Here is an 18599-nt window from a genome sequence, read left to right as displayed (position 1 = left end):
GCCTTGCGTTGTTCGATGTAGCGAGACTCATCCTGTCTCCGGCAGAAAACTCGGTAAATTGACTCCGTTAAAAGCCTGAAACTTACCTCGTACTTGTAACAGATGTATTTCCACATTACGCGCGCCCCAAGCATAAAGCGTTTCAGCCAGCTCGCGTTTGTCCACCGGAACGATAAACAGCGGCGTTGCATTCTGAAAGCGCTCCGTCGCCTGCAGTAATAACGCCAATGCAATCTTCTCGCTACGTGCGACGCAAGGCCCAAGCATATGCAATGCAGGGTGTTTAATCGAAATCATAAAACCATCAACAACCCCGTCAGAATTTTCAAATACCAGGGCTTGTAATATAGCGTGCGGATTTTCGATGGCATAGCGATAATCGTTGATGCGACTGATACCGCTGACTTCCATTTCCAACGCCGCCATCGCACTAACGTCGGACGGAACCGCGTAGCGTACCCGGTCGCGTAGCGGGTAATGCACTTGAAGCCCGGCAATCGGCACCGGCAATACCATATCTTGATAGCTGGCCCTGGGAATGAAACCTGAGCGGTTATACAGGGAAAATGAATCCATATTCATAGCGCTGCTAACCAAACGTAGCGCCGCATAACGATGTGAATCGGCAAAACCGGTAATATAATCGACCAGCGCTCGCCCTATCCTGCGTTGAAAATAATCAGGATTGACCGACATGATGCCGAGACTGACATGATGCTCGCGCGGATGAAAAAAACAGGCTCCCATGAGTTTCCCGCTATTCGAATCAAATGCGGCAACACTGCTACCGGGACTGATAGCATTATAAACATCAAGAAAAATTCCCGTCTGCTCAGCCCCGTATTTAAAATAATCGGACGGCCAGCCATGTGCGCGATACCACGTATTGAATGAGCGGTGCAACATAACTGCATACTCATTTCGATCACCCTCATTAAGTGGACGTAGCAGCATATTGCTCTCCTTTTATTCAAATAATTAAAGCTTATCTTGTATACATGTCATGTCCGGCATTGCCACCATGCAATCGCAATAAAGCTTTCATAATTAAACAACACCCTTTAACTTATATTCAATAGATTGCTCATATTTAAATCTCTACATTTAGCGGCAGCCAATGTTGTATAGATGCCGACAATAAAGGAATCGACAACCGGCCTGCTATAAACGTCAACGTCCAAAACAAACGGAACAAACCCGTGGAATCCGATACCCCATCAATCGGCCCTGCTGACACCATCCTGTTAGGGACGACGATTTCACCAATCTCTCGATATTCGGGCAATGCCCGATACTGCTGAATATTAATGCCGGACATGGATGCTTAGGACCTGCAGCCCGCCTAAAAACCAATCCCGACACGCAAGCTATTCCGGTTATATTGGTTACGATAAGAAGAGGAAGCTCGCTCATTGCCTGTCTTCCAGACGTCGCTGAATCGCGTCTGCCAAAACCGACTCCAAATGTTCAAGACCGACATCCATCCATTGCAACGGTAAATCGACAAAGCGCGCGGCGGTTTTGGCCGCTTCGACAAAATCGCTGTTACACGGCGTTCTGAGAGCAAGAAGATATTTATGGCTGCTGTGAAATATCTCGCGAACCACCGTCATATTCATTCCAAAACAAGCGGTAATCATCGGCTCCCAGATCAGCGCCCAATCTTCCAATAAAAAATAAGCTCCCTTTTCCAGCTCCGTCATAAACAGCTCATAGCCTATCAGCATTACAATGCAATTCTGGCCGTGAGTGCGGCAGGTATGGTGTTTTTCCAGATAATTTTCCATCAACGGATGACAACCGCCATAAAACACTACAGTTTTCTCGCCGAGTTCTTCGCGTTCGTCCAGCGCCCTGTTCAATTCGACCGACAGCCGATTCAGGTAATTATGCAAAGCCGAATCCAGAAAATGGGTATGCACATTCCAGCCGTTCTTTTCGATCAAAAAATTCACTTCCTTGCGAAGAATGCCGCAACCGACCATCGCCAATGGCGGCTGATTTTCAAATACCTCAAGCAGCTTCATGGTTTCACCTCGCGAATCAACTGCACAATGACTTTGGCCGCCGTCACGCCGTCCGGCGCCCAGGCGTCGGCGCCGACTTTAATATAAAGTTCGGGATCGAAACGGTAAGGCGCTCCGCCTACCGCAATCTTGACCTTGTCTTCCAATCCTTGCTCCCGTAACAACGCGCGCACCTGCAGGCTGCCTTTCTCGCCTAGCGCGGTATGCGCCATCATCGCCGAAACCGCAATCACCTGCGCCTGCTCGTCAATCGCGGCAGCGACGAACTGCTCGGCGCTAATGTTGGCCCCCAAATCGATCACCTCGACCATCAATGCCTTCAAGCAGCCAGTCACGATGCGCTTGCCCAACGAGTGCAGATCGCCATGAGCCGCGCCGATAATCACCCGCCCGACCGCTTCCGGCGGTTGCGCGAACTTTTCCAGCATTTTTTCAGTAACATCGGCGGCAATCTGCGCTGTCATAAAATGCTGGGCCAGATTGGAGTCGGGATCTTTTTCGATGCGTCCCATCATCGTTTCAAGCGCCGGAATCACCAGTTTAAACACTACATCTTCAGGACTTAAGCCGTCGCTCAACGCTTTGTTGACCACATCCAGCGCCGCCTGTTTATCGGTATCGAAAACAGCTTCGTTGTAGGATTGAATATAGAAATCAAACATTGTCCGCGCTCCGTTGTTTAGACTTTTTCACATAAGGCTGTGGTTTAAACCGGTTTCAAGCGTAAATTATCGACAAACCGTTCTTCATACTCCGTCACGCCGCTCAAATTGACGACACGAGCCCGGCCGGTAATCGTATTTAATACAGCTTGGGCAACCGGATCCAGCAGCAGCTTTTCACAACCGGACAGACCGGCGTTGGCAAGCAGTTTTACCCGGTCTTGATCGACAGTCGGCAATAAACCGACGCGCATTGCGTTGTTTAAATCGAGATGCCGGCCGAAACTGCCGCAAATCCACAGCGTTTGCAAATCGTTAGCCGTCAAGCCTGCGTAAACAAGCAGTTGCAACATCGCCGCCGCCGTTGAGGCCTTGGCGCGCTGAAACATATCGATATCGGCCGGACAAATCCCCGTGCGGAAATTGCCCTGATCCAATACATATCCGCCGACCGGTTGCGGCTCGGCAAAACGTCCCGACGGTTTCAGCAGTTTTTCGTCCAACAGCAACGCAATCGCATCGATAAAGCCGCTGCCGCAATAACCGCGTGCCGGTGCGTCATCGAGTGTCTGCAACAGCCATTCGCCGTTGTGTTTCGAAACTTTGCAGACAGCTCCGGTTTCGGCGCTCAAACCGTTGCGCATGCCCACACCCTCAAATGCCGGTCCGCCCGGCACCGAGCTCGCCCACAAAGTCCGCCCGTCCCACAATGCAATTTCGGTATTGGTGCCGAAATCCGCCAGCAGCGCCGGTTGCGGCTGTTCGGTGATTGCAGTGGCAAGCAGGTCGGCCAACAGGTCGGAACCGATAAATCCGGCCAACGGCTGGACGATACCGATTTCGGCATGCGGAGTACGCCAAGCTTTGCGCCATGATTCAATATCTGCCGGCTGGCAAGTTATCGGCAATTGCCAATTTTCCGGTTCATAAAGACTGTCGTCGCGGCTACCGCAAATCAGCGTCAGCATCGCGGTGTTGCCGACGATCGTTATTTTGCCGATTTCAGCCAGTATCGGCGACACTTCGCCGATATCGCGGCTTAAAATATCGCGGATACCCTCGATAATGGCCTTGCGCGCCAGTTGGGTCAATACCTGGCTGTCGGCATTGCTGAGGCGGTCGGCATCCAGCCGGGTCAGCACATCGGCGCCGCATGCGACTTGCGGATTGATGCTGTAACGGCTGCCGATACGCCGCCCGGACTGGCGGTTCCAAAACGACAGACGGATATGGGTGGTGCCAAGGTCGATTGCCGCGCCATAAACATGCTCGGCGATAGCGGCATTACCGGCGGCTCGATAGAGTTCGGAAGCATCCAGGCTTTTCCATTGCGAATGCGGCGCAGGATACTGAAGATACAATTCGCCGTCGCTGACGGCCCGCAATTGGCAAGCCAGCCGCATGCCGTCCGCCAGCTCTTCGGGGCGGATTTTTTGCCGCTCCGCCAATGTCGGCGGATTGAAGTTGCCGTTAACGATTTGAATCAGACAAGCCCCGCACGTGCCCAACCCGCCGCAAGCCGCGCGCACCCTAAGCTCGGTCGCATCCAGCGCTTCGCGTACAGATGCGCCGTTCATCAGCGACAGCTGCAAAACCTGGTTATCGCTGCGCACCAGTAGCATGTTGGTGTTTACCGGCGGTTGCGGTGAATCGGGATCGGTCATGCTCATATCACCGTAATATATAACCAATCCGTGCCTATTATTCACGGAATAGTTTGAGTTGTCTCTGACTCCTGTATCGAGGCCAGTAGGGCTAAAAGCTTCGGAATATCCAGCGGCTTAGTCAAATAATCGCTAAAACCGGCGGCCGCGCCTTTTTTTATATCGCGCTCCATTGCATTGGCTGAAATAGCAACGACCGGAATATCGCGCGTATCCGGGTTGTCTTTTAAACGGCGCAAAGCATCAAAGCCATTCATGCCCGGCAGGTTGATGTCGAGCAAAATAAGATCGGGAGAATGTGCTGCCGCGATGTCCAAACCCTTCTCAGCGCTATGGGACTCAAGTAGCGACAGGCTGGTATGCGTGGAAATTACTTTTCGCAGCAAACGCAAATTAGCCGGGTTGTCTTCGATATAAAGCACGGTACGCTTGGCGGCATAGGTGTTTTGCGTCGCCGTACTGCCGGAATCCTCCGGTATATACTCTTCGGCTTGGGCGGCGGGCAGCTCAATCCAGAAAGTGCTGCCTTGATCGACAATACTTTCGACACCGATGCTACCCGACATCGCTTCGACCAATCGTTTGCACAGCGCCAATCCGATCCCGGTCCCTTCAATGCCGTCATAAGCCGATTCTATACGCTCGAACGGCTTGAACAAGCGCGGCAGTGCTTCAACTGTAATACCTCGTCCGCTGTCCTGCACGGCTATCCTGACTTTATGCCCTTCGGGCATAAGTAGGGTTTGAGCAGGCAAGCTGCTCAACTCAGCTTTATACCCAGAGGGCATAAGTTTCGTTTGAGCAGGCAAGCCGCTCAACTCAGCTTTATACCCAGAGGGCATAAGTTTCGTTTGAGCAGGCAAGCTGCTCAACTCAGCTTTATCCTCCGCCACCGATTCGCAGAAAATATGTACGCGGCCTTGGTCGCGATTGTATTTGACGGCATTCGACAACAGGTTAAGCAAAATCTGGCGCAACCGCAGCCGGTCGGCCTGCACCGTAACGGCCCTGTCCATATCCGCGGTCAATTCGATCCGGCGCTCCGACGCTAATGGCTGTAGCAACGCCATACATTCCCCGATTAGCAAACGCAATTCCACCGGTTCCAGCGATAATTCGATCCGGCCTGTTTCGATGCGCGCCAGGTCCAGCACTTCATTGATCAACTCCAGCAAATGCTTTCCGGCATGACGGATCTCGCGGACATTATCGGCCTGGTCGGGCGTGAGCGGGGTTTCCCGGTCGGTTTCCAATAACTGGGCAAAACCGATGATTGCATTCATCGGCGTGCGTAGCTCATGGCTCATGCGCGATAAAAACTCGGACTTGGCATTATTGGCCCTGTCGGCTTCTTCTTTTGCATGAAGCAATAAGTCGGTACGCTGTTGTACCCGCTGTTCGAGTTCTTCATTAAGCTGTTTAAGCGCCTGCTCCACCTGCTTTAACTCAGTTACGTCCTGCACGGTACCGACAGACCGGACCGGCTTGCCGTCGCTGTCAAAGTACGAAGCGCAACGTTCGGTCACGAATTTAACGCGCCCATCCGGCATTAACAATCGGTGGGTAATCTCATACGGTCTTTGGGTCTGCAAGGACCGGGTATAGGCCGCGTCAACTGCGTCGAGGTCTTCAGGATGTATCGCATGCAGAAAGGCTTCATAGGTCGCGCCGAATTTATCCTTGTCAATTTCGAATAGATGGAAAATTTCATCGGACCAAATCAGCGTATTATCGGTTAAATTCAGCTCCCAACTGCCTAATTGAGCAATATGCTGTGCATTGTTCAGCTGGTCCATAACAGAACGAATCTCGGCTGTACGCTGTTCGACCTGCCGTTCAAGATCCTCGTAATGAAACTGCAAATGCTCCGTCATCGTATTAAAAGAAGTTGCCAGTTGCCGGAACTCATCGCATCCATCCAATGGAGCGCGGCGATTCAAGTCCCCGCCGATAATCCGTTCCGTAGCCATTATCAATTGGCGAATAGGCGCAACCAGCGCGCGGCTTAACAACAGCGCTACAATACCGGCAATCAGCGACATAAAAATCAGTACAACGAGGCTGATTTTTTGTAAGTGGTAAAGCGGAGCGAAAGCCTCGGAGGCATCCATCTTCACGACCATGCCCCAACGCAAAGCAGGCAGGTAGCGCCATGCGCCAATAACTTCCACACCTGCGTAATCATGGATAATCCCCTTGTCATGACTGCCGGAAAGCGCTAATTGCATCGGGAGGGATAACTTATCCAGCGGAACGCGATAATGAAAAGCCGCATCGGGGATATGCTGTAGCCCGCCGACATAAAGCACCTCGTCACCGCCAAGTTGCGCTAAGACCGTTTCACCGGTTTTACCTAAACCGGTGGTATCGCTGCTGACGCCGGTGAGATTATCCAGGTCCATTTGCAGTGCGAGAGTACCGATTACCTTACCGGCTTTAAATAGCGGAGCAACGATGAAGATGGCCGTTTTTCCAGCGGACGGCGCATAGGAACCGGCCTGAGTAATCTGAATGTCGAGCAACGCGATAGCTTCGCGATGAGCCTTGGCCAGAGTGGAATCACGATAAGGGCCGGTGTTCAGATTACTGCCGAAATCGGACTCGTGCAGAATGGAAAACACCACATTACCGGCCGTATCGGTCAGCAACAGGTCATAGTAATGGCGATTCTCGAATAAGGTATGGAAAAAATCATGATAAACCTCTTCCGCTTGATAGCTTAGCGGACTCAGGTTTTGTTCGCCGCTTTGTAAAATGGACTGCGGTTGGCGGCTATCAAAAACAACAAACAGCTGCGCCAACAGCCGCGCATCCGCCATGCGCTCATTAATATAAGCATTAATCTGATCGGCTTTTTTGTCAGCGAGAGAAGAAAGATTTTCCAGCTCGGAATGTTGCAGGGTGTCTCGAAAAGCCTGAACGTAAAGATAGGCCAGCCCGGCCAGCGGTAGCGGCGATAGCAATAGAAAACCCAACATCAAGCGCGAAATAATCTTGCCTAAGATCATGGCCGGCCTCTCAACAGCAGCGCTTGCCATGAATCCCGACTACGGTAGTTCGGCCATGGGCTTGGCCGCAATGGCACGCTGGAAGCGAATACCTGCTCGAACTGCCCGTCGGCAGCGACCTTACCGACCCGCATCATCATCCATAAATGACGGCTATCCGCATCTACCGCAGCTATGCCGGAGGGGCTTTTGATGCTCTGACGCAACAAAGCCGGATTGACCCGGCCCGGCTCGCTGGAATTCACAGTCCGTACCGCTTGCGTCCACAAATTCACGCCGACGTAAGCGGCTTCTACCGGTGCACTGACAACACGGTCGGCACCAAAACGGGCTTTATAGGCACTAACGAATTGATGATTCCCTTCTCCCGGCAAGGATTGAAAATAATTCCAAACCCCGTAATGGCGAGTCAGCTGCCCGCCATTCCAGGCCCGCATTCCGCTTTCTTCGACGCTAAAAGAAACTAACGGCAAATCGCTCAGACCGGCCTTGACCAACGCGGCAAAAAACGCGGCATTGCTGTCGCCATTGAGCGTATTGAGCACGACATCGGGTTTTTCCCGAACAATGTCTTGAATGATCGCTTCGGTATCTGTTCCAGCCAACGGCAAATAACGCTCGCCGAGAATCGTTCCCCCGGAAGCTCTAATCAGGTCGCCGATGATAATATTGGCGGTGCGGGGAAAAATATAATCGGAACCGACCAGATAAACACGCAGCCCAAATGTCTGTGTTGCCCAGCGGGTGCCCGGTACAATCTGCTGATTAGGGGCTGAGCCGGTATACAAAATATTGTCGGACTGCTCCATGCCTTCATACTGCACCGGATAAAACAACAGATGCCGGTATTTTTCGACGACCGGTTTCACCGCTTTGCGGCAGGCTGATGTCCAACAGCCGAATAAGACCTTGACCTGCTCTTTCTGAATCAACCGTTCAGCTTCCGCGGCAAATACCTTCGGATCGGATTTGCCATCGGCCACTACCATTTCTACAGTTTGCCCGAGCAATCCTCCCTGGGCATTAATTTCTTCGGTAGCCAAGCGTACCGCATCGACCAGCGGCTTTTCACTGACGGCCATCGTGCCGGTCAGCGAATGCAATACGCCGACTTTGATAGGGCTCACCGGAGTTACATAATACCGCCCGATTGCAGACGCGGCGAGAATCAGTAACGCCAGTAGCACCAGAGCGGAAATAATTTTAAGACGTCTGTTCATAATTCAATCCATTTCCGCACAACCGGCGCTCATTCTTCCGCATTATCCGAAAGCAACCGGTTCACAGACTCAAGAAGCTGGCTGACATCGACAGGTTTAGTCATGTACTCGTCAAAACCCGCCGCCATAGCCCGCTCGACATCATGAGCTGTGGCGTTAGCGCTGATACCAATCACCGGGATCTTTTTCACCGGATTCAAGGAATGCAATACGCTTAGCACCTGATAGCCATCCATGCCCGGCAAGTTAATATCGAGCAAAATCAAATTAGGATGATACGCCGAAACCAACTCCAGCCCTAGCTCAGGAGTCGCCGCCGCCAACAGCCGAAACTGCGAATGTCTGCTAAAAATCTTCTCGATCAGCCTGAGATTAGCCGGATTATCTTCAATATAAAGGAGAGTATGGCGATATTCTCCTCCCGACACGGGCTCGGATACGATGGCCTGTTCTACGTCATTGTTGCGAATACCCGGTTCCGAAGCGGCTTTCGGCAGTTCAATCCAGAAAGTGCTGCCTTGGTCCTCCTCGCTCTCCATACCGATAGTTCCGCCCATCATTTTCATCAACCGGCTGCTGATAGTCAGTCCGATGCCGGTTCCCTCGATATCGGCATCTTCGGCGCCCAATCGCGAAAACGGCTGGAAAATTTCCCGCCACCGCGCTACCGGAATACCGTAACCGGTATCGGATACTTTCAAGCGTATACGATCGTCTTGTACGTCCGCCTGAATCAGCACTGTTCCCTGCGGACGGTTATATTTAACGGCGTTGGAAAGCAGGTTTATCAGCACCTGCTTTAGCCGGGTGCGATCGGCTCGAACCAAACAGTCGCCGACAACGTCATTGTTTATCGCAATGCCTCTGGCTTGGGCAAGAGGACCGATCAGCGTCAGGCACTCCGTAATCAATTCAAGGCAAGACAGCGGTTCCAGCGACAAATTGATATTGCCCGATTCAATCTTGGCTAAATCCAATACTTCATTAATAAGCTCAAGCAGATGGCGGCCGGCTTTCAATATCTCGCTGACGTAATCCGCCTGATCTTCATTAAGCCCAACATCTATTTCCAAAAGCTGCCCGAACCCCAGAATCGCATTCATCGGTGTGCGCAACTCATGGGACATACTGGATAGAAATTCGGATTTGGCGTTATTGGCTCTCTCTGCCTCATCCCTGGCCGCGATTATTTCCTGTTCATATTGTTTGCGCTCGCTAATATCGCGCAAGATAACGACAAAATGCTTGTCGTCGTCGATTTCCATTAACGAAATAGCCAGCTCCATCGGAAAAATCGCGCCATCCTTATGTTGTCCGGACAGCTCCAATTTTTTAACGATGATAGAGGCCGGCTGGCTGCCATTGTGCAAATTAAGATAGCGCGCGTATTCGCTTCGATAGGGCTCCGGCAATAGCAGGCTAACATTACGGTCAACAATCTCGGGCGCGCTGTAGCCGAACAGTTTCTCCGCCGCGGGATTAAAAAAACGAACAATGCCGGTCGGGTCGATAGTAATAACGCCATCCGCCACATTTTCGATAATGTGTTTAAAAATAACCAATCGGGCCTGTTGGTTCAAACTCTTGATTTCAACAAGCTTGCGTTCGGTAATGTCTTGCATCACGCCCAGCATATGCAGCGCAACACCGTTTTCATCGCGAGCGACATCGCCACGTTCCAATAACCAGCGCACAGTTCCGTCCGGCCATACGCAACGATGCTCGATATTGTATTCGACGCCCTGTTGCAGGCAGGCGTCGATCGCGTCAAGCACCCTTTTCCGGTCGTCCGGGTATACGCCATTTAAAAAGTGCTTAAAAGACGCCTTCCGCTTAACGTCAGGGTAACCGAACATTGATCCGATACGTTCAGAACAGATGATTTTGCCGGTCTGGATATTCCAATCCCAAGTGCCGATATTGGCGTAATGCTGACTGAGCCTTAGGCGCTCTTCGCTTTTTCTTAGTGCATTAGTCGCCTTGCGGCGCTCGGTTACGTCATCGGAAATCCCGATAAAATGGCTAAGCCGGCCCTGTTCGTCATGCACGGGCGCTATGCGCAAGTCATTCCAGAACGGCGTGCCGTCTTTTCGGTAGTTATGAACCCGGGCTTCCCCGGCCCGTCCCTCGCGCAAGGCCTTGCGGATCTCGTTCAGGCCAGGCTGGTCGACATCTTTTCCTTGCAACAAACGACAATTGCGCCCAAGCACTTCATCTCGATCATATCCGGTAATATGCTCAAAGGCGGGGTTGACGTAAATCAACGGCATGTCCGGCTTAGTCGCATCGGCCATGCTGATGCTACTGGTACTGGCTTCCACGGCCCGCTCCAGCAAGCGCAGGCGTAGCTCGGCTTCTTTGATATGGGTTATCTCGGTACGAATCGAAACGTATTGATAAGGCAGTCCGGTATTATCCAAAAAAGGCACGATACTGGTTTCCACCCAATACAAACTGCCGTTTTTACGCCGGTTGCAAACCTCCCCCCGCCAGATATTGCCGCCGGCAATGGTGCTCCACATATCGAGATAAAATTCGGGAGGATGTTCGCCCGACTTGATGATACGATGATTTCTACCCAACAGCTCATCCCGGCTGTAACCGCTGGTCAGGCAGAAGCGGTCATTCACATAAATAAGCGTACCGAACTTATCCGTCACGGTGACGATTGCATGCACATCAAGCGCCTGTTGTTGCCGTTCCCGCTCATACAACGTAGTGCGCATCGACTCCTTACGGACCTGCGTTTGGCGAAAACGCCGGGCGTGCGACGCTATAGCGGTAACAAGATAGCGCGGATTAACCGGTTTGGACAGGAAATGGTCGCCACTGCAATTCAGCGCCTGAAACTGTCCGGATATATGCGTTTCCGCCGCCAAATAAACGATCGGTATTTGGGCATAGCGCTCATCGTCGCGCAGAATAATCGCCAGTTCCGGGCCGGAACATTCCGGCATCAGCATATCCAAAACCAGCACCTCGGCCGCGAAACTTTCCAGTATTTCAGGGACTTGAAAAGGATCGCCGGTTGCCGTGACCGTCATGCCTGCTTGCCGCAACGTTAGGCCGTAAGCTGTATGTTGCTCATCGTCATTATCGACCAATAAAACGCGAAAAGGCTCTGCCGGCGTCTGCGTCACAGCGTCGGCCATGACACGCAGCAAAGCATCGCTATCCACCGGCTTGGTCAGATAATGCGTAGCTCCGGCTCGATAAGCCTCAAGCTTTGCAAGCATATCGGCCCGGCCTGAAACAAAAATAACCGGAAAATCGCTAAGGCTCTGCTTTTTCAGCTCCGCTATAACTTGTACGCCGGCGTCGAACATCGTGTTCACGAATATTGCAGACAACGGTTCGATGGTTGCGCCGGCGGCCGGAAAGGCTGCAAGCTCGTGAAATACATCCACCCGGTAACCTGCTTTTTCCAATATAGAGCATAATCGTTCGGATTGTTCTTCGTCATCGCCGGCTATTACAACGCGAGGAACATCCACATGCCGCGTTGATATTTGAGGAATGAAATCGCTACCCGGGCTAACCTTCTGAGCTTCCAAATTAGCCAACGCTGTACGGATGGCCTGCAAGCCATGCTGACCGGGCGCCCCGTCAATGGACACCGCCGTTACGATCAGTTCCAAATTGCGTGCGGCTGCAAAAATCGGCGTTAATTGATGAACGCCGGCCGAATCAGCCAAGCGGCGCACGGCACGATGCAAGCTTTCAAGCGCTTGCGCTCGATGCTGGCCGCTCTCAATATCGGCCACTAGCGTTTTGAGACTATTCAAGCGCTCAGGCAAACCGGCAATAAAACCTTTGCGCATTTGGAGAAGAGCAGCCTGAATGTCGTTTTCCATGATGAGTTTTTATTAAAATTGTCGATCAGAATCCGCATCCGGCGCCGGTAAGCGCATTACTGGGTTATTTAACCGACTAATCGCGTTTGTATTATGAGTTATTTTCCGGCTCGGAAAAGCGGTCGCAAATTTTCAGAATTTCCGGCAATTGTTCCAAAAACACCACCACCAGATCGGGGTCGAAATGCGTGCCGCTACTGTTCTTGATCAGATCGACGGCCGCTTCAACCGTCCAGGCCTTTTTGTAAGGGCGCACCGAAGTCAATGCATCGTATACATCCGCCAGCGCCGCAATGCGTCCGGCCAATGGAATCGCTTCGCCGGACAAACCGTTCGGATAGCCGCTACCGTCCCATCGCTCATGATGAGTCAATGCAATTTCGCCGGCGCACTTCATCAAATCGGAATCATCGCCCTCAAGAATGTTGGCGCCGATAATGACATGGGTTTTCATGATTTCCCATTCTTCGGGTTCGAATTTACCGGGCTTTAGCAGGATATGATCGGGAATGCCGATTTTGCCTATGTCGTGCATCGGACTGGCATGCAACATTAACTCGCAATCGGCCTCACTCCAACCGATGGATTTTGCCAACAAGGCCGAGATATGGCTCATGCGCAGGATATGGTTGCCGGTTTCGTTATCGCGATATTCGGCGGCGCGCCCGAGCTGTTGCACAACCTGTAAGCGGGTGCGGCGCAACTCGTTGGTACGAATCTGCACCATTTCGTCCAACACCGCTTTTTGATCGTAAAGCATGCGATGCATCAATTGGGCATCGAGCATGTTGCGTACCCGCGCCAGCAACTCATTACAATAGAAAGGTTTGGTGATGAAATCGCGAGCGCCTGCATTAAGGGCGCGCAATAGAAAATCCTGGCCATGCTGCGCGGTCAGGACTACGACAGGAGGAAATAAAGGATCGTCAAGCGATTTAAGCTGTTCCATGACCTCAAAACCATCCAGATGAGGCATATTAATGTCGAGTAAAATCAAGTCTGTGCGAGCTTGCCGGTAAACGTCGACTACCTGCCTGGAATCCTGTACCAACACCAGATTGGTATAGCCTTGAGCAGACAACATTTTATCGAGCAGCTTCAGGTTTACCGACTCGTCATCTACGACGAGAATGCGGGCGGCCTCCTTCTTGTACATGGCGTTTACCTTATATTTATTATCCGACCAATCTGCCGCGATTGTAGATCAACGTACCGGCTTTTCAAATTTTAATGCTCTTTTAAATGCGGTATGACTGTTGGACATGAGTTGTTCCCACATTACATACCGAAATAAAAGTAACCGATAATGACCGAAACTGCGATAACGACCAGCTTGCATTTATTGAGAGAAGATTGCTCGCGCCAATAAAAAAGTAAATTCGCTTTCTTTCGTGACCAGTAAACGATCAGTTTTCTCTTACACCACCGGTAAAAAATCGGCGTTGCTCGCCACAACAGGTAGAGTCCGTAAAAAACAAAAGGTAAGAGAATATAAAAAACAATAATCTGCGTTGCATGAACATCGGTTTCAAAAAGATGTTCGACGAGATGATCGAGGTTGGACTCGATAAACTCAAATGCGAGATGAAGAATATGGAGGAACACTTCGAACAGGAAATGAAACAATCCGGCCAGTAAGCCAAATATAACGTCGGGCAGTGTGATAACCGTAATCACGGCAGCCAAGATAAACGCGTTGATCCATTTACGCCGCAAGCGCTTTTTATCGACATGTACGGCCAGCAAATCCCTATCCTGCTCTTCCATATCGATAAAATGGGCGCCAACGAAATACGGGCACTCGCTATCGTTTAATTGGCTATTTTTACAATAAACAATCCTGCAGCGAGTTTGGATAGGCTTCATACCGGATGCCAGCAACACCTTGATTAACAGGCAATCGCCTTCTTTAAGCGAGTCTTCGCAGTTAAACGCTATGCCGCTGGCGCTGATGTTAACGTTGCAAGGCTCATTTTCCCTAAGTTGAAAATCCTGCGGTACATTTTTCGCATCTGTAGGCGATAATTCATTCGAAGCGGATTGCGGTTCAGTCAACGACTTTTCATCGATTTTCTTATAAAACAGATGAACTTCATCATAAATCCGGAAAAAACCTCTCCGATTTTTATTTCTTGTCATGTTGACCTTATCCATAATCTACAACCTCTAAATTTTCATAATCATTCAGCCACAGATCAACACCGATTAATCAGATTGCTGTTGCCGCTTACATCTAATTCATTGCAAATCTCATATAAGACATTAATAAAGAATATATCTTTATAGATTACCTACCCACGCTCTCGCATTCCTGAACAGACGCATCCAGGCGCCGTATTCATCCCAATCGTCAGGATGCCATGAGTTTTGCACGGTTCTGAAGCAGCGCTCAGGGTGCGGCATCATAATCGTAAATCGTCCGTCCGTCGTGGTCAGCCCGGTAATGCCGAACGGCGAACCGTTGGGGTTGGCAGGAAATTCGGTGGTCAACTCACCGTAATTATCGACATAACTCAAAGCCACAGCGCCCGCCTCAAGCGCAACGGCCGGGTCCACGGCGAACTCAGCCCGCCCTTCTCCGTGCGCAATCGCGACCGGCATTCTTGAGCCTTCCATGCCGGCAAACAGGATAGACGGCGATTTTTGCACTTCAACCAAGGCCACGCGCGCTTCGAATTGCTCCGAATTGTTACGCATGAAACGCGGCCAATGTTCCGCACCGGGAATGATGTCTTTCAATCCCGACATCATCTGGCAACCGTTGCAAACGCCCAAACCGAACGTATCCGGGCGCTGGAAAAATGCGGCAAATTCGTCGCGGCAACGCGGATTGAACAGGATGGATTTTGCCCAACCGCCGCCCGCGCCCAATACGTCGCCGTAAGAAAAACCGCCGCATGCCACCAGGCCGGTGAAATCCGCCAGGCTGACCCGGCCGTGGATAATGTCGCTCATATGCACGTCGATGCTGGTAAATCCGGCGCGATCGAACGCGGCCGCCATTTCGACATGGCCGTTAACGCCCTGTTCGCGCAGTATCGCGACCTTGGGCCTGGGTGCGTTTTTAAACGGCGCGGTCACGTCGTCGTTGACATCGAACGTCAGATCAACATTCAAGCCTGGATCCTCATCGTCGGCGATACGCTCAAACTGTTGCTGCGCGCATTCCGGGTTGTCGCGCAAAGCCTGCATTCTGTAGCTGAGCTCGGACCAATGGCTCTGCAACTCCGCCCGGCCGGCTGAATAAATAATTTCTCCGGCATGGCGAATGATCAGCTGCTGCTCGTCGTCTATAACCTTGCCGATCACATAAGTGCAGTCGATCAGTCCCGATTGCTTCAACTGTTCCATCACATCCTTGCAATCGCTCTGACGCACTTGCATCACAGCGCCTAACTCCTCGTTAAACAACGACGCCAGCACATCCTCGCCCAGACTGTCGAGATTCAAAGTCACGCCCAACCGACTCGCGAACATCATTTCCGCGACCGTAGCCAGCAAGCCGCCGTCGGAACGGTCATGGTAGCTCAGCAGTTTGCCTTGGCTGTTAAGTGCCTGTATTGTATCGAAGAAAGCTTTCAATAAGCTTGCATCGTCCAGGTCGGGACTTTCGTTACCGAGCTGGTTGTAAACTTGCGCCAGCACCGAGCCGCCCAAACGGTTTCTACCGGCACCCAAGTCGATCAGGATCAACGCGCTATCCTCGTCGGACACACGGCGCAATTGCGGAGTCAAGGTAAGGCCGATATCGGCAACCGGCGCAAACGCGGTAATGACCAGCGACAACGGCGCGGTCATGGTTTTATCGTCCCACACCGTAAGCATCGACAACGAATCCTTGCCGACCGGTATCGCGATGCCCAGCGCCGGGCATAATTCCATGCCTACTGCCTTAACGGTATCGAACAATGCCGCATCTTCGCCCTGATAACCGGCTGCGGCCATCCAGTTCGCGGATAATTTGACTTTCTTCAGTGAATCTATATGGGCGGCGGCAATATTGGTAATCGCCTCGCCTATCGCCATGCGCCCGGACGCCGGCGCGTCGATGACCGCAATCGGAGAACGCTCGCCCATCGCCATCGCTTCGCCGGCCACCGAATGAAAACCGACCGCGGTAACCGCAACGTCGGCCACCGGTACCTGCCAAGGCCCGACCATTTGGTCGCGGGCCACCAAACCGGTGACCGAGCGGTCGCCGATATGGATCAAAAAGCTTTTATCGGCAACGGCCGGGAACGCCAGCACGCGCTTAATCGCCTCACTCAGCGCGATGCCGCTAAAATCCAACTCCTGGGTATTGGCCGGCACATGCTCGACATTGCGGTGCAACTTAGGCGACTTACCGAACAACACCGACATCGGAATATCGACCGGCTTGTCGCCGAGCAACTCGTCGTTCAACAATAAATGTTCGTCTTCGGTCGCCTCGCCGATCACCGCAAACAGACAATGCTCGCGCTCGCAAAAAGACGTGAATAATTCCAGCGACTCCGGCTTAATCGCAACCACATAGCGTTCCTGCGCTTCATTGCACCAGATTTGCATCGGCGACATGCCGATGTCGGCATTTTGCACTTTGCGCAATTCGAAGCGGCCGCCGCGGTCGCAATCGTGAATAATTTCCGGCACCGCGTTGGATAAACCGCCCGCGCCGATATCGTGGATCGACACGATAGGCGTATCGCTGCCCATCGAATTACAGTGATTGATGACTTCCTGGCAACGGCGTTCCATTTCCGGATTTTCGCGTTGCACCGACGCAAAATCCAGGTCTTCCGAACCGGCGCCGGAAGCCTGCGATGAAGCCGCGCCGCCGCCAAGGCCGATCAACATCGCAGGCCCCCCCAGGATGATAATCAACGAACCGGCAGGAATCGTATTTTTCTTGACCAGCATCGGCCGGATATTGCCCAAGCCGCCTGCGATCATGATCGGTTTGTGATAACCCCGGAATTCGTTGTCCTTGCCCGGAACGGCTTGCTCAAAACTGCGAAAATAACCGGCCAAATTGGGCCTGCCGAACTCGTTGTTAAACGCCGCGCCGCCCAATGGGCCTTCGATCATAATGTCCAGCGCCGACGCGATACGTTCCGGCTTGCCGTTATCGGCCTCCCACGGTTGCTCGTAACCGGGAACTTTTAAATGCGATACCGAAAATCCGGTTAAACCGGCTTTAGGCGAAGAACCGCGGCCGGTCGCGCCTTCGTCGCGGATCTCGCCGCCGGAGCCGGTTGCGGCCCCCGGATACGGTGAAATCGCGGTAGGATGATTGTGGGTCTCGACTTTCATCAGCAAATGCGCTTCTTCTTCGACATAGCCGTATTCGCCGGTCTGCGCATTGCGTATGAAAACCTGCTCGGTTGAACCGGTCACGACCGAAGCGTTATCGCTGTAAGCCGTCAAAATATCTTCCGGGCTTTTTTCCGCGGTATTGCGGATCATCTTGAATAAAGTTTGCGCCTGTTCCACGCCGTCTATCGTCCAATCGGCATTGAAAATTTTATGCCGGCAATGCTCGGAATTGGCTTGCGCAAACATCATCAATTCGACATCGGTCGGGTTTCTGCCCAGGCTTTGGAAACTGTCAGTCAGGTAATCGATTTCATCGTCGGACAAAGCCAAGCCCAATTCCGTGTTGGCCGCAACCAGCGCATCGCGGCCCTGCTCGATTACTGCGACGCTCAGCAACGGCTTCGGCTGATGATGGGCGAATAAATCCGGTTCTACTTCGCCGTCCAAGACGGTTTGGGTCATGCGGTCATGCAATAACGCTTTTACCGAAGCAGGCAACGGCTGATCGGCGTCCAATCTGTACTCGATACCCCGCTCGATGCGGTTAACCGTCGATAATCCGCAACGCTGGGCAATTTCGGTCGCTTTGCTGGACCATGGCGAGATCGTGCCCGAGCGCGGTACGACCAACAATTTCCGCCCCTGAATATCGGCGCCCGGCAGTCTGGAACCGTAGGCCAGCAATTGCTTTAAAATCGCGAATTGGCTGTCATCCAGATCGTTTTCAATATCGACAAAGTGAATGAACCGGGCTGAGACGGCTTTGATAGCGGGTTCTATAGTCTGAAGTTCGGCCAGCAGTTTGTTAATGCGAAAGCCGGATAGCGCGGAAGTTCCAGGGATTTTTAACATGTGTAAAAAAGGTACAA

11 protein-coding genes are annotated in these 18599 nt (G+C 52.1%); all 11 read right to left on the bottom strand.

Features of this window, described 5'->3' with window-relative positions:
- Nucleotides 1-27: 27 nt before the first annotated feature.
- Nucleotides 28-954 (bottom strand): GNAT family N-acetyltransferase, encoded by a 927-nt coding sequence (locus EKO24_RS21940; protein ID WP_127026694.1) that lies wholly within the window; start codon nt 952-954, stop codon nt 28-30.
- A gap of 136 nt (nt 955-1090) precedes the next feature.
- Complete coding sequence (locus tag EKO24_RS21935) at nt 1091-1318, bottom strand: hypothetical protein (protein WP_127026695.1); 228 nt, start codon at nt 1316-1318, stop codon at nt 1091-1093.
- Nucleotides 1319-1409: 91 nt separating this feature from the next.
- Complete coding sequence (locus tag EKO24_RS21930) at nt 1410-2027, bottom strand: DUF1638 domain-containing protein (RefSeq protein ID WP_127026696.1); 618 nt, start codon at nt 2025-2027, stop codon at nt 1410-1412.
- Complete coding sequence (locus EKO24_RS21925; RefSeq protein ID WP_127026697.1) at nt 2024-2689, bottom strand: cobalamin B12-binding domain-containing protein; 666 nt, start codon at nt 2687-2689, stop codon at nt 2024-2026. Before EKO24_RS21925 ends, EKO24_RS21930 begins: the two co-directional genes overlap by 4 nt.
- A 44-nt stretch (nt 2690-2733) precedes the next feature.
- Nucleotides 2734-4353: an ASKHA domain-containing protein gene (locus EKO24_RS21920; protein ID WP_127026698.1), complete on the bottom strand. Its 1620-nt coding sequence runs from the start codon at nt 4351-4353 to the stop codon at nt 2734-2736.
- Nucleotides 4354-4394: 41 nt separating this feature from the next.
- On the bottom strand, nt 4395-7361 hold the full coding sequence (locus EKO24_RS21915; protein WP_127026699.1) for an ATP-binding protein: 2967 nt from the start codon (nt 7359-7361) through the stop codon (nt 4395-4397).
- Nucleotides 7358-8581: an urea ABC transporter substrate-binding protein gene (locus EKO24_RS21910; protein WP_127026700.1), complete on the bottom strand. Its 1224-nt coding sequence runs from the start codon at nt 8579-8581 to the stop codon at nt 7358-7360. Before EKO24_RS21910 ends, EKO24_RS21915 begins: the two co-directional genes overlap by 4 nt.
- 29 nt (nt 8582-8610) lie before the next feature.
- Nucleotides 8611-12435, bottom strand: coding sequence for a PAS domain S-box protein (locus EKO24_RS21905; protein WP_143733402.1), 3825 nt, complete (start codon nt 12433-12435; stop codon nt 8611-8613).
- 91 nt (nt 12436-12526) lie between these two features.
- Nucleotides 12527-13591: an HD domain-containing phosphohydrolase gene (locus tag EKO24_RS21900; RefSeq protein WP_143733401.1), complete on the bottom strand. Its 1065-nt coding sequence runs from the start codon at nt 13589-13591 to the stop codon at nt 12527-12529.
- Between the two features lie 122 nt (nt 13592-13713).
- Nucleotides 13714-14574, bottom strand: coding sequence for a PilZ domain-containing protein (locus EKO24_RS21895; RefSeq protein ID WP_241674779.1), 861 nt, complete (start codon nt 14572-14574; stop codon nt 13714-13716).
- Between the two features lie 141 nt (nt 14575-14715).
- Nucleotides 14716-18582 carry a phosphoribosylformylglycinamidine synthase gene (gene purL, locus EKO24_RS21890; RefSeq protein ID WP_143733398.1) on the bottom strand — a complete coding sequence of 1289 codons (3867 nt, stop codon included), beginning with the start codon at nt 18580-18582 and terminating at the stop codon, nt 14716-14718.
- Between the last annotated feature and the right edge of the window lie 17 nt (nt 18583-18599).

This window comes from Candidatus Methylobacter oryzae (genome assembly GCF_003994235.2).
GTDB lineage: Bacteria > Pseudomonadota > Gammaproteobacteria > Methylococcales > Methylomonadaceae > Methylobacter_A > Methylobacter_A oryzae.
This window is presented reverse-complemented; position numbering and strand designations above follow the sequence as displayed.

Bases quoted from the DNA above. Each gene is read 5' to 3' on its own strand.
- EKO24_RS21940 (WP_127026694.1), bottom strand. From the start codon at position 954: ATGCTGCTACGTCCACTTAATGAGGGTGATCGAAATGAGTATGCAGTT.
- EKO24_RS21935 (WP_127026695.1), bottom strand. From the start codon at position 1,318: ATGTCCGGCATTAATATTCAGCAGTATCGGGCATTGCCCGAATATCGA.
- EKO24_RS21930 (WP_127026696.1), bottom strand. From the start codon at position 2,027: ATGAAGCTGCTTGAGGTATTTGAAAATCAGCCGCCATTGGCGATGGTC.
- EKO24_RS21925 (WP_127026697.1), bottom strand. From the start codon at position 2,689: ATGTTTGATTTCTATATTCAATCCTACAACGAAGCTGTTTTCGATACC.
- EKO24_RS21920 (WP_127026698.1), bottom strand. From the start codon at position 4,353: ATGACCGATCCCGATTCACCGCAACCGCCGGTAAACACCAACATGCTA.
- EKO24_RS21915 (WP_127026699.1), bottom strand. From the start codon at position 7,361: ATGATCTTAGGCAAGATTATTTCGCGCTTGATGTTGGGTTTTCTATTG.
- EKO24_RS21910 (WP_127026700.1), bottom strand. From the start codon at position 8,581: ATGAACAGACGTCTTAAAATTATTTCCGCTCTGGTGCTACTGGCGTTA.
- EKO24_RS21905 (WP_143733402.1), bottom strand. From the start codon at position 12,435: ATGGAAAACGACATTCAGGCTGCTCTTCTCCAAATGCGCAAAGGTTTT.
- EKO24_RS21900 (WP_143733401.1), bottom strand. From the start codon at position 13,591: ATGTACAAGAAGGAGGCCGCCCGCATTCTCGTCGTAGATGACGAGTCG.
- EKO24_RS21895 (WP_241674779.1), bottom strand. From the start codon at position 14,574: ATGACAAGAAATAAAAATCGGAGAGGTTTTTTCCGGATTTATGATGAA.
- purL (WP_143733398.1), bottom strand. From the start codon at position 18,582: ATGTTAAAAATCCCTGGAACTTCCGCGCTATCCGGCTTTCGCATTAAC.